Here is a 12,648-nt window from a genome sequence, read left to right as displayed (position 1 = left end):
CCCGCCGTTTCAGCGTCGAAGTGCCCGTCCCTGCTGGTAGCGTCCATCCCAGTCAAACCGGGACCATGGCGCACCTGCAGGCGGTGCGGGCATGGGTTTCCGGAAAGAAAAGTACGCGGCTGGCCCCACCCGGCAGCGGTCTCTATCCACAATTGGAGAGCCCCCATGGGTGTTGCCAGACGCATTGTTTTTCCCGTTCTTTGGCTGGTGGTCTTCGCCGTTATAGCCGCGGCCCTGTTCAAGCTGGCGTTCCTCGACGGGCTCAGCGCGCAGGCTGAAACCCAGGTTCCCTCCGCCCAGATGCAGACCGCAACGGTGCAGGCAGTGCGGGGAAGCATCACCAACACCGTCGATGTCCAGGGATCAGTGGTTTCGGACCCGGCCGTACCCGTGCGGAGCACCGCGGACGGGGTGGTCGTCTATATCGATGCCGAGCAGGGACAGCGGGTAGAAAAAAGCGAGAGGCTCTTCCAGGTGCGCAAGCCGGTGGAGGAACAGCCGGCAGTGCAGCCTGCGCCGGAGGAGGACTCTGCTCCGGTTCCCGCGGCCCCGAGATACACATACATCGACGTCACGGCGGCGGCAGCCGGAACCCTGGCCAGTTTTCCGGTACTGCTTAACCAGCAGGTGAGTGTCGGCACGGAAATCGCTTCGATCGACCCGGGCACTTTCTCTGTCCAGGGCACCCTGAGCACGGACCAGCAGTTCCGCATCATGGACCGGCCGAATACGGCAGAGGTAACCATCAACGGAGGCCCCGCTCCGTTTGCCTGCAGCGACGTCACCATGGGGAAGACGGCTCCGGCAGCGGACGGCATCTCCACCCAGGCCCAGGCACAGGCGCAGCCCATCATCGGCCCGCCCGCTGCCGGGCAGGGCTCGGGCACCGTGAGCTGCTCCGTCCCGGCGGATGTCTCGGTCTTCGCAGGCCTCGGCGCGGCCATCACCATTACCGCCGGCCAGTCGCTGGATGCGGTGACGGTACCGACGACGGCGGTGCAGGGAGCGGTGCAGAACGGTGTTGTCTGGGTAGTCAGTGCGCCGGGCGCCTCGGAAGAACGGGCCGTGGTCCTGGGCCTGACAGACGGCCAGACCGTTGAAATCGCCGAAGGGCTGAGTGAGGGAGAAGAGATCCTTCTGTTTGTTCCGGGTGCGGAAGCGCCGCAGGACGGACAGCAGATGATGTACGGGCCCGGAGTGATGGGCGGATGAGCGGGGTGACGCAGCCCCTCGGCGGCCCCGCACAGCAGGAATACACCGGGTGGGACGGCCAGGAAGCGCCGGAAGCCGGGGCGCTTGTCTCCATGGAAGCAGTCACCCGCAGCGTGCAGCTGCCCGATGGCGCGCAGCTGACAATCCTGGACGGCGTCGACCTTCAGATCGACCGCGGCGACCATGTTTCCATCGTCGGCCGTTCCGGTTCCGGCAAGTCCACGCTGCTGAACATCCTGGGCATGCTGGATCTGCCCACCACCGGCAGGATGGAGTTTGGCGGCATTCCCGTCGAGTCCATGAGCGGAAACGCCCGGGCAGTCAAACGGGGGAGCTCTGTGGGGTTCATTTTCCAGCAGTTCAATCTGCTGGCCGAACGCACCGCCCTGGAAAACGTGATGACGCCGCTGCTTTATGCGCGGGGGCGCTCCTTCTGGCAGCGGGAAAAGATTGCCGCGGAGATGCTGGCGAAGGTCGGCCTGGGCAACCGGCTCAGCGACAAACCGCAAAAGCTCTCCGGTGGCGAGCAGCAGCGGGTGGCAATTGCCCGGGCACTGGTTCGCGGGCCGGAACTGATCCTCGCCGACGAACCCACCGGGGCGCTGGACATCGCTACGGGACAGGCCGTGATGGCGCTCCTGGCAGACGTTGTGGCCGAATCCGGAGCCGCACTGGTCACGATCACCCACGATCCAGGCGTGGCTGCGCTCGCCGACCGGCATTACCTGCTGGACGGCGGCCACCTGCGTGCCGGAACGGAGCCGTCCGTATGAGCTTCTCCGGAATTGCCGCCACCCTGGTCGAGGCCTGGACCGAACTGCGGATCCACAAGGCCAGGATCCTGTTGGCGCTGGTGGGGGTTGCGCTCTCCGTGGCGGCGCTGACCGCTGTGGTGGGGCTGGCGGACATGGCCCGGGCGGCCATGGCCCAGGGCTCCGAATCACAGAGCGGGCGCCCGGCAACCCTCAGCGTTTCCGCGTACTCCATGGATGGCTCCGTCCCGGACAACTCTGGGCTGAGAGGCGCCTATGCGGGTGTTGCAGAGCGCTACTCCATTGACCATGCGTCCTTGTTCCTGCCCACCCAGATTCCCTTCCAGTTCCCTGACGGTGTAGCGCAGACAGAGACTCTTGTGGTGGACGCTGATTTCGGCACCATGCGGCGGGTTAACCTGCAGGCTGGAACCTGGTTTACGGAAGCAGACTCCCAGCGCCTGGCACCGGCGGTCATTGTCAATGAGGCGTTCCACGCCAGGATGGGATCCCCGGACCTGGCTGTGGATCCCGTGGTGCAGATCTGGAACGGAGGACCCGTGGACGCTGTTATCACCGGGGTCCGGGCAAACTCCTGGGAGCAGGAATTGCCTGCTGTTTACCTGCTGACGCGGGCGTATGACAGGCTCGGCCTGGCCGGCAGCGGCATGGGCGCCCCGCCGATGCTGGAGCTGTGGGTCCCGGAGGAACTGGCGGTGCCGCTGCAGGAAGCCATCACCGCTGACCTGGCGGCGCAGTTTCCCAACCTGCAGAGCAGCGTTTACCGGAGCGACTACGCCGCGTGGGGCGACCCGTATGCCGTCCTGGAACTGGTGGTTGGCGGGATCGCTGCGATGGTGATGCTCCTGGGCGCCGTGGGCCTGCTCAACATCTCCATGGTGACCGTGAAGTACAGGGTGCGGGAGATCGGTATCCGGCGCAGTTTCGGTGCAACGTCCGGCAGGATTTTCTTCGGTGTGATGCTGGAATCCGTGGTTGCCACCTTCGCCGCCGGCGTTGTGGGGGTTATGGCCGCCATCGCCATCGTCAAACTGCCGATTGTGCAGCAGCAGATCGCCTCGGGCGTAGCCGAACTGCCGCCGTTCCCCATCGAAGCGGCCCTGCTGGGGCTTGGCGCGGCCACCGCCGTCGGGACACTCGCCGGGCTCATCCCCGCGCTGGTTGCCGTACGCGTCAAGGTGATTGATGCCATCCGCTACTGAGGCACTCAGCAGGCGAGCTCAGACTCCAGCCCGTCCCGCGCCGCACGGATCTGCTCGATGTCATCAGAAAGGGAGGCCGCAGCCTGGGGGACGGTCATTGACTCGTCAATGTTCGTGACCGCCTCGTCGAAGTTGTTCCAGGCGTCCTCAACGGCCGTCCGGCGGTCCTCGGCGACCGATTCAAGAGCCGGGCCCAGGTCCTGATAGGCGTTCTGGATGGTGTCCCGTTCAGCCTGGATTTCTTCGATGGTGGAGGAGGAATCGATCGAAACGCGGGCATCGGCGACGGTGTCGGAGAACTGTGTGTAGGCGTCGCAGGCCGACTGTGTGTTCTCGGCGGGGGTCTGGTTCCCGCTGCAGGCCACTGCCGAGAAGGCGGCAGCGGCGAAAACGATGGCAAGGGCGGAGCGGCTGCCGGGCATGGGGGCCTCCTGGGGAATGACGCCTGGGTGCGGCGCGGGAAAACAGCACCGCTATGTCTCCCATGGTCCGCGCTCCCAGCAGGAACGGGAAGATGCCGGGCGCCGCAGCTGGCAGCCCTGCCGAAAATTGAGCCGGACGCCGGAAGCCAACAAAAAAGCCAGGCCGTGACTTTCTGGGAAAGTCACGGCCTGGCCGTTTCACATGCGTGCCCTCGATAGGATTCGAACCTACGGCCTGTTGCTCCGGAGGCAACCGCTCTATCCCCTGAGCTACGAGGGCGGGACACCGGAAACCACGATCAAAATCTCGACTGATTGTTGATCGCATCAAACCGGTATGTCCTGCAGGGACTAAAGAAGCTTAGCAGGTCCGGGGCGGTGCCCGGAAACCCGGACGAAGCTTCCGCTTAATAGCCCAGGAACGGGTCGGTATGGATGCGCCGGATTCCCGCCCGGCGGGCTTCGCCCCGGACGAATGAGACGGCCGACGGCGACCCGGCCACGAACGCTGAACGCTCGGCTGCATCCGGCACGGCTTTCAGGAGCCGGTCCGCGTCCGGCAGGCCGGAACCCAGCCAGGTCCAGCCCGGCAGCTGCGGATCCTCCGGTGTGCACACGAAGACCCGGACGCCCAGGTCCGCGAGTTCCCGGGCGTAGGCCAGCTCCTGCGGAGAGGATGCGGCATAAACCAGCACGATGTCCCGGCCGCGGGCTGCTCCGGAGCGCAGCTGGCTGACGAACGGTGTGATGCCAATCCCCGAGGCCACCATGAGGATCTTCCGCGACACGTCGCGGGGGAGCTGGAAGTCCCCGCCCACAGTCGTCGCGGAGATCCGGGCGCCCGGCTTCAGGCGCAGGAGTTTCGTCTTGAAGGAACTGCCGGGTTCCGAGACCCTCAGGGCCACGGAGACAGTGCGGGCATCGGCAGGGTCAGAGGTGATGCTGAAGATCCGCCGCAGCCCGCGGCCGTCCGGGTTCGGGTGCGGAAGGCTCAGCTCCAGATACTGGCCTGCCCGGTAGCGCAGCGTACGCGCCGGCTCGAACACGAGTTCCCGGGACGTTGGCGTCAGGTCACGGGTCTCGCGCAGGCGCAGGCTGATGCCGCCGCGCTGGCCAACCGCGAAGGCCAGCAGGTTCCCGATCAGCAGGGCCAGCTCCGGTGACATAAAGACCGGTCCTACGGAGAGCGGGGTGGTGAACAGCACTGCGACGACGGCGGCCTCAGCGAGCCGCTGCCAGCGCAGCGGCGGCAGGGTCAGCGGTTCCGAGAGCATAAAACCGGCGAAGAACAGAATGGGGTAGGACGTGAAGGCGGTGGCCAGCCCGTCCAGGGCCGGTTCACCGGAGACAGCGAAGCGGAGCACCACGATCACTACCGTGACGAGGACAAAGACTCCCGCCATCGGCAGCAGCCGGCTCCGGTAGAGCACCAGGAACGCAGCGGGCAGGACCACTACGAGCATCAGCGGCGCGGCGACCCACCAGACCGGCTGGTTGAGTCCGGTCAGGCCGATCACGACGGCGCCGAGGGCTGCCGGGTTGAAGATGTGCCGGCGGCGCCAGACGAGGAGGTACTTCGATGCCGTGGCCGCGAAGGCGGCCAGCGCAATGGTGCCGAGCTCGGGTCCGCTGGTGGTTGGCCAGAAGAGGAAAAACAGCAGCAGCCCGGTAATCAGGGTTGAGTCGGTCTGCGGAAACGTGCGGAACAGCAGCCCCATGACCCGGCTGGCGACCAGCGTCGAGATGACAGCGGTGGCGAGGGTTGCACCCAGTTCCGCCGGCGTGTAGAAAAGTGCGCCGGTCAGGGACAGCACGAACGACCACGCCGCCATGGCCAACAGCAGCATCACAAGCATCCGGTACATGCTTGTTTTGCCGAGCAGGCGCTGCAGCCGTGCGGTCGGGGGACTCAGGGATACGGTCATGAAAAGAGGACTCCAGCCATAGCGTTGGAAAACTGTGCCCTGCCGTCGGAGAACATCCGGACGTACTCGAAACTGAACTCGGCTGCGAGCAGGGCGGGATCGGTGAGGAAAAGTGCGGTGGCCAGGCCGTCGGCGGTCATCGCGTCGCCGGCCAGGACCCAGGTGGCGGCCACGGCGTCCACCGGCCGCCCCGTGGACGCGTCGAGGACATGGTGCAGGCCTTCGCCCCAGCTCCGGCGGTTGGCCGCCGAGGCGCACAGCGCGCCATCCTGAAGATCCAGAACACCGATGGCCGTTCCCGGATCGTAGGGGTGCTCCAGGGCAACCCGGAGGCTCTGCGGTCCGGAATGCCGCATATCGGAACCGGCGTCAACCACTACGGCAGCATATCCGCGCGCGGTGAGCAGATCCCAGACGAGATCCACCAGCTGGCCTTTTCCGGCGGCGCCCACATCCACGGTGGCCGGATGGGCCAGGGTCAGCGCCACGGTGTCCGGTGGTCCCTGCCGGTGCCAGGAAACGGTGGATGTCCAGGCCGGCGCACCGGCCGGCGGGCCCAGGGGATGCAGCGGGTAGCCGGGGCCGTAGCCCAGCTGCTCCAGCGATCTGCCGACCAGCGGGTTCAGTCTGCCCTGCGTCAGCCTGTCCAGGCTGTCGAAGAGGCTGAACAAGGGGGCCGTAAAAGCGGGGAGGGCCGCGGTTCCGCCGCTGTGGCCGAGCGTGGAGACCACGGAGTCCGGGCGGAAGCGGGAGAGTGCCGCGTCATAGTGCTCCACGAGCGCGAAGACCTCGCTGCGGGTACCAGCGTCCACCGGCACCTCGGTGGTGATGTGCCACTGGGTGCCGATCGCTTCAAAGCCGAAGGACTCCATGACCGCAGATCTCCTAGCCGGCTGCCTCACCCTTGATCATCTCCAGTGCCTTGTTGAAACCCTGGCTGGTGAGGGAGGAGCCGGCAACCTTGCCGACATCGAGGCTGTCCAGCGGCTTGCCCACGACCTGCTCCTGGATGCCGTCGGTGAACTCCGCCTGGTAACGCTTCGACGTCGGATTATTGCCCGATGGCGTGACCTCCAGAGCAGTAACTGTTCCGCCGGAGAGAGTCATTTTGACAGTGACTTCCTCCTGCTGGTTCGACGGCGGGATGTAGGTACCGGTCCCCGTGTAGTCGCCGTCCGCGTAATCTCCGGTTCCAGCTGCAGCGCCGGACTCCGCGCCGGATGCTGATGCCGGGGAGGACGCAGGATTGGTGGACGGCGTGCCTGCCGTGTTGTCGGCGGCACCGTCCGGCGCGCAGCCGGCGCTCCCCAGAAGTGCTAGCCCGGCAACGACGGTCAGGATGGGCTTCTTGGCCTGGGGTTTCACGGTTTCTCCTTGGTCTCTGACGGAACGTCTCGAGGGCCTCCAGCCACCCGCGGCAGCTGCTCCGCCACCCGGGGGCGGGAAAAGGTCTCCCTCTTTATTACAGCGCATGAACCCGGCAGGTTTCCTGCCGGGGACCGGGAGGACCTGCGGGCAGCAGGCCTGCGGGGATCCAAACGGGAGGAATAAGGGCGAAGTGCCTGTCCCCGCTATGCTTAACCGGTGACTCCTGAAGAACTCTCCTCCGCCGTAACTGCCTGCCTCAAAGACGCCATCGATGAGGGTGATTTCAGCATCGAGCTGCCCTCCGAGGTCCGTGTCGAGCGGCCGAAGAACCGGGAGCACGGCGACTGGGCCACAAACATCGCCCTCCAACTCTCCAAGCAGGCCGGGATGAACCCCCGCCAGTTCGCGGAGATCCTGTCCTCCCGGCTGGAGAAGATCGACGGCGTCGCCAAGGTCGATATTGCCGGTCCCGGTTTCCTGAACATCACCTTGGACGCCGCAGCCGCCGGTGAACTGGCGAAGGCGATCGTGGAAGCCGGCCCCGCCTACGGCCGCTCCGATGCGCTCTCCGGCACCCGGATCAACCTTGAGTTCGTCTCCGCCAACCCCACCGGTCCCATTCACCTCGGCGGAACCCGCTGGGCCGCCGTCGGCGACGCGCTGGCCCGGGTCTTCGAATCCCAGGGCGCCGAAGTCACCCGCGAGTACTACTTCAACGACCACGGTGCGCAGATCGACCGGTTTGCCCGGTCCCTCCTCGCCTCGGCCAAGGGCGAGCCTGCCCCGGAAGACGGCTACGCCGGCGCCTATATTGAGGACATCGCGGCGCGCGTCCTCGCGGTGGAACCGAACATCATGGAACTCCCTGAACCCGAAGCCCAGGAACGGTTCCGGGCGATCGGCGTGGACCTGATGTTCGGCGACATCAAGGAATCGCTGCACAACTTCGGGGTCGACTTCGACGTCTTCTTCCACGAGGACTCGCTCCACGGGGACGGCCATGTGGAGAAGCTGCTGGAGCAGCTCAAGGGTTCGAAAAACCTTTATGAGAAGGACGGCGCCTGGTGGTTGAACTCAACGGAGTTCGGCGACGACAAGGACCGTGTGGTCATCAAGTCGGACGGCAACGCTGCCTACATCGCCGGTGACATCGCGTACATCCAGAACAAGCGCGAGCGCGGCTTCGACCTGAACATCTACATGCTGGGAGCGGACCACCACGGGTACGTAGCCCGGCTGAAGGCCGCCGCCGCGGCGCTGGGGCACGACCCGGCCTGCGTAGAGGTGCTGATCGGCCAGATGGTGAACCTGGTCAAGGACGGCAAACCGGTCCGGATGTCCAAGCGCGCCGGCACCGTGGTCACGCTGGAGGACCTCGTCGACGCCGTGGGGGTTGACGCCGCCCGCTACACGCTGGCCCGTTTCTCCGCCGACTCGAACATCGACGTCGACCTTGATCTGCTGACCAAGCGCAGCAACGAGAACCCGGTGTTCTACGTCCAGTACGCCCATGCCCGGACCTACGCCTTGGCCCGCAACGCGGAGGCAGCCGGTGTGGACGACTCCGCCTTCGATGCCGCGCTGCTCACGCACCCCACTGAAAGTGCGCTGCTGGCAGCCCTCGGCCAGTACCCCGGCGTAGTGGCCCAGGCCAGCACGTTCCGCGAACCCCACCGCGTGGCCCGCCACCTGGAAGTCATCGCCGGCACCTACCACCGCTGGTACGACGCCTGCCGGATCGCCCCGCAGAACGGCGAGGAAATCACCGACGTCAACCGCACCCGGCTGTGGCTGAACACAGCAGCCCGCCAGGTCCTGGCCAACGGGCTGGACCTGCTGGGTGTCTCCGCTCCGGAACGGATGTAAGCCGCCATGACAGCATCTGAGCTGGCCCCCGGGTGGCTGAGCTACCCCGAGGACGCCAACGCACTCGCCGGAGACATCTGGGCGCGCGACGTGAGCCGCAGCAATGACGGGGAACTGGAAATTTCCGGTATTCCGGTTTCGGCGCTGGCCGCAGAATACGGTACGCCGCTGTTCGTGGTCTCCGAGGCGGACTTCCGCGCCCGCGCCCGGGACTTCAAGGATTCCTTTGATGCGGCCTTCGCCGAATTGTGCGGGGGAGTGGACGTCTACTACGCAGGCAAGTCCTTCCTCTGCACCGAAATCGCCCGCTGGGTGGCCGATGAAGGGCTCCGGCTGGACACCTGTTCGGGCGGGGAACTCGCCGTCGCCAGGCGGGCCGGCATCCCCGGAGCAAACCTGGGACTGCACGGAAACAACAAGTCCGATGCCGAGCTCAGCCGGGCGCTGGAAATGGAACTGGGCCGGATCGTCGTGGATTCACTGCCGGAACTGGACCGGCTGGGTGCACTGGCCTCCTCCCGCGGGGTCCGTGCCAACGTGATGCTGCGCCTGACTCCCGGCGTCCATGCCCACACGCACGAGTTCATTGCCACTGCCCATGAGGACCAGAAGTTCGGCCTGTCCATGGCTCCGGACACGGAAACGGGTACCTCGCCAGCAGCAGCAGCCGTTGCGGCAGCGCTGGCGAACCCCGGAATCCGGCTCCTGGGACTGCACAGCCACATTGGTTCGCAGATCTTCGATCCGGCCGGTTTTGAACTCGCTGCCCGCCGCCTGCTGGCGTTTATGGCGGAGATCAAGCAGGCGCACGGCGTCGAGCTGCCCGAACTTGACCTGGGCGGCGGCTACGGCATCGCCTACACGGAGGCCGACACCCCCCGTCCTGCGGCGGAGATCGCCAAGGCCATGGCGGCCGTCGTCGGAGCCACCTGCACCGAACTGGGCCTGGCCGTTCCGCGGATTTCGATTGAACCCGGCCGCGCGATCGTGGGTCCGACCACCTTCACCCTCTACCGCGCCGGGACAATCAAAACGGTCCGCGTTGACACCCCCGGCGGCACAAGTGCGGCTCGCCGGTACGTGTCAGTTGACGGCGGTATGAGCGACAACGCCCGGCCTGTGCTGTACGACGCCGATTACACTGCCGTGCTGGCCTCCCGCGCCTCGAATCATGACGCGGTTATGTCGCGCGTGGTTGGCAAACACTGCGAGAGCGGGGACATAGTAGTCAGGGATGTTTACCTGCCCTCGGATGTAGACCACGGGGACCTGCTGGCCGTTCCGGGCACCGGCGCCTACTGCTGGGCGCTCTCCAGCAACTACAACTACATCGCCCGCCCGCCCGTCGTCGCTGTCCGTGATGGTGCTGCGCGGCTGATCATCCGCGGCGAAACCGAAGACGACCTGCTGGCGCGGGACGTTTCAGAACCGGCATAGGAGAAGGCACAGAAATGAAGACCCTCAAAGTAGCCCTGTTGGGATGCGGCAACGTGGGATCCCAGGTGGCACGAATCCTCCTTGATGATGCCGCTGACCTCACTGCACGCACCGGCGCCCGACTGGAACTGACCGGGATCGCGGTCCGCAACCCGGATGCTCCCCGCGATGCGGACCTGCCCCGGGACCTGTTCACCACCGACGCGGAAGCACTCGTCGAGTCCGCGGACATCGTTATTGAACTCATGGGCGGAATTGAACCGGCCCGCACCCTGATCCTGCATGCCATCGGCCACGGCGCGTCCGTGGTGACCGGCAACAAGGCTCTGCTCGCCGCAGACGGCGCCGCGCTGTACGAGAAGGCCGATGCCGCCGGCGTCCGCCTGGCCTACGAAGCCGCCGTCGCCGGCGCCATTCCGATCCTGGGCCCGATCCGCGACAGCCTTTCCGGCGACCGGATCACCCGTGTGCTCGGCATCGTCAACGGCACCACCAACTACATCCTGGACCAGATGGACTCAACCGGCGCGCAGTTCGCTGACGCGCTGGCCGAGGCCCAGCGCCTGGGCTACGCCGAGGCGGATCCCACCGCCGACGTCGGGGGCCACGACGCCGCCGCGAAGGGCGCGATCCTGGCCTCCCTGGCCTTCCACACCACGTTCGAGATGAAGGACGTGTCCTGCGAGGGCATCACCGGCATCACCGCACAGGACATCGCTGCGGCAAAGGACGCCGGGTTCGTCATCAAACTGCTCGCGATCGCGGAGAAGTTTGAGTCCGACGGGACCGAGGGCGTCAGCGTCCGCGTGCATCCCACCCTGCTGCCGCGCACCCACCCGCTGGCCGCGGTCCACGGCGCCTTCAACGCTGTGTTCGTCGAGGCCGAAAACGCCGGTGAACTGATGTTCTACGGCCAGGGCGCCGGCGGCACCCCCACCTCCTCCGCCGTGATGGGCGACGTCGTCACTGTCGCCCGCCGCCTGGTGCTGGGCGGCCACATGGGCGTGGAGGCCGCGTCCGGGCACGTTCCGGCCCTTCCACTGGAGAAAGTCACCACCAGCTACAGCATCGGACTGGACGTCGCTGACGCAACCGGTGTGCTGGCCGCCGTGGCACGGGTCTTCGCCGAGCACGGCGTCTCCATCGAAACGATGCGGCAGAAAAGCCATACCGATGCCGCCGGAGCGTCCGCCGAACTGCGCTTCGTCACGCACCGGGCACCCGAGGCCGCGCTTGCGGCCACCGTCGAGGCCATCAAGGGCCTGGACGTTATCAATTCCGTCACATCCGTCCTGCGGGTAGAAGGGGTCTAGAACCGTGGCTCATCAATGGCGCGGCGTTATCCGCGAATACGCCGACCGTCTGCCGGTAACCGAAAACACCGAGGTCATCACCCTCGGTGAGGGCGGAACGCCGCTGGTTTTTGCAAAGGCCCTTTCGGAGCTGACCGGCAACGAGGTCTACCTCAAGGTCGAAGGCATGAACCCCACCGGCTCCTTCAAGGACCGCGGGATGACCATGGCCATGACGGCCGCGGTGGAAGCCGGAGCGAAGGCCGTTGTCTGCGCCTCCACCGGCAACACCAGCGCTTCCGCTGCTGCCTACGCCACCCAGGCCGGGATCACCTGTGCCGTGCTGGTTCCGGACGGCAAGATCTCCATGGGCAAACTCAGCCAGGCGATTGCCCACGGCGCGCAGCTGCTGCAGGTCAACGGCAACTTCGACAACTGCCTCGACGTCGCCCGCAAACTTGCCGAAGCGTACCCGGTGTTCCTGGTCAACTCCGTGAACCCCGCACGCATCGAGGGTCAGAAGACCGCGTCCTTCGAGGTGGTGGACTTCCTCGGCGACGCTCCCGACTACCACCTGCTGCCTGTCGGCAACGCCGGAAACATCACCGCCTACTGGCGCGGCTATCAGGAATACGCGCAGCCCTGGACCAACAACGCCGGGACGGAGCTGGCCCCCGTGGCCACCAAGACCCCGGTGATGTGGGGCTTCCAGGCAGAGGGCGCCTCGCCGCTGGTCAAGGGCCACCCGGTGACGGAACCGGACACCATCGCCACCGCCATCCGGATCGGCAACCCCGCGTCCTGGGAGCAGGCCATCGCCGCCCGCGACGAGTCCGGCGGACTGATCGAAGCGGTGACGGACACCGAAATCCTTGAAGCCCACCGCTGGCTGTCGTCCCGCGAGGGTGTCTTCGTGGAGCCGGCCTCCGCTGCCGGCGTTGCCGGCCTGCTGAAGAAGCACGCCGCCGGCGAAGCCCCGGCGGGCAAGAAGATCGTGATCACCGTTACCGGCCACGGACTGAAGGACCCCCAGTGGGCGCTTCGGACCGCCGACGGCTCCGACGTTGAACCGACCAAGGTGGAGTTCGACGTCGTTAGCGTCGCCGCAGCGCTGGGGCTCGAAGCGGCCGCTCCTGCGGCAGCGGGCTAAG

At 66.4% G+C, this 12,648-nt stretch carries 11 protein-coding genes and 1 tRNA gene; 7 read left to right on the top strand and 5 right to left on the bottom strand.

Annotated features, from left to right (window positions below):
* Window positions 1–165: 165 nt before the first annotated feature.
* The 3 genes from ArtHe_RS09050 (at window position 166) to ArtHe_RS09040 (ending at window position 3,187) form a co-directional block, all read left to right on the top strand.
* Window positions 166–1,212, top strand: coding sequence for a secretion protein HlyD (locus tag ArtHe_RS09050; RefSeq protein WP_248316491.1), 1,047 nt, complete (start codon window positions 166–168; stop codon window positions 1,210–1,212).
* A gap of 92 nt (window positions 1,213–1,304) precedes the next feature.
* Window positions 1,305–1,985, top strand: coding sequence for an ABC transporter ATP-binding protein (locus ArtHe_RS09045; protein ID WP_248319731.1), 681 nt, complete (start codon window positions 1,305–1,307; stop codon window positions 1,983–1,985).
* Entirely contained in the window at window positions 1,982–3,187 is a 1,206-nt protein-coding gene (locus ArtHe_RS09040; RefSeq protein ID WP_248316489.1) for an ABC transporter permease, read from the top strand. Before ArtHe_RS09045 ends, ArtHe_RS09040 begins: the two co-directional genes overlap by 4 nt.
* A gap of 5 nt (window positions 3,188–3,192) precedes the next feature.
* Here the strand turns inward: ArtHe_RS09040 and ArtHe_RS09035 are convergent, their stop codons facing one another.
* The 5 genes from ArtHe_RS09035 to ArtHe_RS09015 form a co-directional block, all read right to left on the bottom strand.
* Entirely contained in the window at window positions 3,193–3,609 is a 417-nt protein-coding gene (locus tag ArtHe_RS09035) for a hypothetical protein (protein ID WP_248316488.1), read from the bottom strand.
* 207 nt (window positions 3,610–3,816) lie between these two features.
* Window positions 3,817–3,889: transfer RNA gene (locus ArtHe_RS09030), tRNA-Arg, on the bottom strand.
* Between the two features lie 127 nt (window positions 3,890–4,016).
* Window positions 4,017–5,534: an FAD-dependent oxidoreductase gene (locus ArtHe_RS09025; protein ID WP_248316487.1), complete on the bottom strand. Its 1,518-nt coding sequence runs from the start codon at window positions 5,532–5,534 to the stop codon at window positions 4,017–4,019.
* A complete protein-coding gene (locus ArtHe_RS09020) occupies window positions 5,531–6,406 on the bottom strand; it encodes an FAD:protein FMN transferase (RefSeq protein WP_248316485.1) in 876 nt (291 codons plus the stop codon). Before ArtHe_RS09020 ends, ArtHe_RS09025 begins: the two co-directional genes overlap by 4 nt.
* A gap of 13 nt (window positions 6,407–6,419) precedes the next feature.
* Window positions 6,420–6,899 carry a hypothetical protein gene (locus tag ArtHe_RS09015; protein WP_066295493.1) on the bottom strand — a complete coding sequence of 160 codons (480 nt, stop codon included), beginning with the start codon at window positions 6,897–6,899 and terminating at the stop codon, window positions 6,420–6,422.
* Between the two features lie 219 nt (window positions 6,900–7,118).
* On the opposite strand from ArtHe_RS09015, the gene argS reads away from it, so the two are divergent.
* Genes argS through thrC form a run of 4 tightly spaced genes read left to right on the top strand, consistent with a single transcriptional unit; the run spans window position 7,119 to window position 12,647 of the window.
* Window positions 7,119–8,768, top strand: a complete 1,650-nt coding sequence (gene argS, locus ArtHe_RS09010; RefSeq protein ID WP_248316484.1) for an arginine--tRNA ligase — start codon at window positions 7,119–7,121, stop codon at window positions 8,766–8,768.
* 6 nt (window positions 8,769–8,774) lie between these two features.
* Complete coding sequence (gene lysA / locus ArtHe_RS09005; RefSeq protein ID WP_248316483.1) at window positions 8,775–10,205, top strand: diaminopimelate decarboxylase; 1,431 nt, start codon at window positions 8,775–8,777, stop codon at window positions 10,203–10,205.
* 14 nt (window positions 10,206–10,219) lie between these two features.
* Window positions 10,220–11,518, top strand: a complete 1,299-nt coding sequence (locus ArtHe_RS09000) for a homoserine dehydrogenase (protein WP_066295489.1) — start codon at window positions 10,220–10,222, stop codon at window positions 11,516–11,518.
* Between the two features lie 4 nt (window positions 11,519–11,522).
* Entirely contained in the window at window positions 11,523–12,647 is a 1,125-nt protein-coding gene (thrC, locus tag ArtHe_RS08995; RefSeq protein WP_248316481.1) for a threonine synthase, read from the top strand.
* Window position 12,648: the final 1 nt, after the last annotated feature.

The sequence above is a fragment of the Arthrobacter sp. Helios genome, from assembly GCF_023167125.1.
Lineage (GTDB): Bacteria > Actinomycetota > Actinomycetes > Actinomycetales > Micrococcaceae > Arthrobacter_B > Arthrobacter_B luteolus.
Note: the sequence above shows the minus strand (reverse complement) of the source record. Positions and strands in the feature narration are given on the sequence as shown.

What these genes read in the sequence shown, in the direction of transcription:
- ArtHe_RS09050 (WP_248316491.1), top strand. Translation starts at nt 166, where the DNA reads ATGGGTGTTGCCAGACGCATTGTTTTTCCCGTTCTTTGGCTGGTGGTC.
- ArtHe_RS09045 (WP_248319731.1), top strand. Translation starts at nt 1,305, where the DNA reads ATGGAAGCAGTCACCCGCAGCGTGCAGCTGCCCGATGGCGCGCAGCTG.
- ArtHe_RS09040 (WP_248316489.1), top strand. Translation starts at nt 1,982, where the DNA reads ATGAGCTTCTCCGGAATTGCCGCCACCCTGGTCGAGGCCTGGACCGAA.
- ArtHe_RS09035 (WP_248316488.1), bottom strand. Translation starts at nt 3,609, where the DNA reads ATGCCCGGCAGCCGCTCCGCCCTTGCCATCGTTTTCGCCGCTGCCGCC.
- ArtHe_RS09025 (WP_248316487.1), bottom strand. Translation starts at nt 5,534, where the DNA reads ATGACCGTATCCCTGAGTCCCCCGACCGCACGGCTGCAGCGCCTGCTC.
- ArtHe_RS09020 (WP_248316485.1), bottom strand. Translation starts at nt 6,406, where the DNA reads ATGGAGTCCTTCGGCTTTGAAGCGATCGGCACCCAGTGGCACATCACC.
- lysA (WP_248316483.1), top strand. Translation starts at nt 8,775, where the DNA reads ATGACAGCATCTGAGCTGGCCCCCGGGTGGCTGAGCTACCCCGAGGAC.
- ArtHe_RS09000 (WP_066295489.1), top strand. Translation starts at nt 10,220, where the DNA reads ATGAAGACCCTCAAAGTAGCCCTGTTGGGATGCGGCAACGTGGGATCC.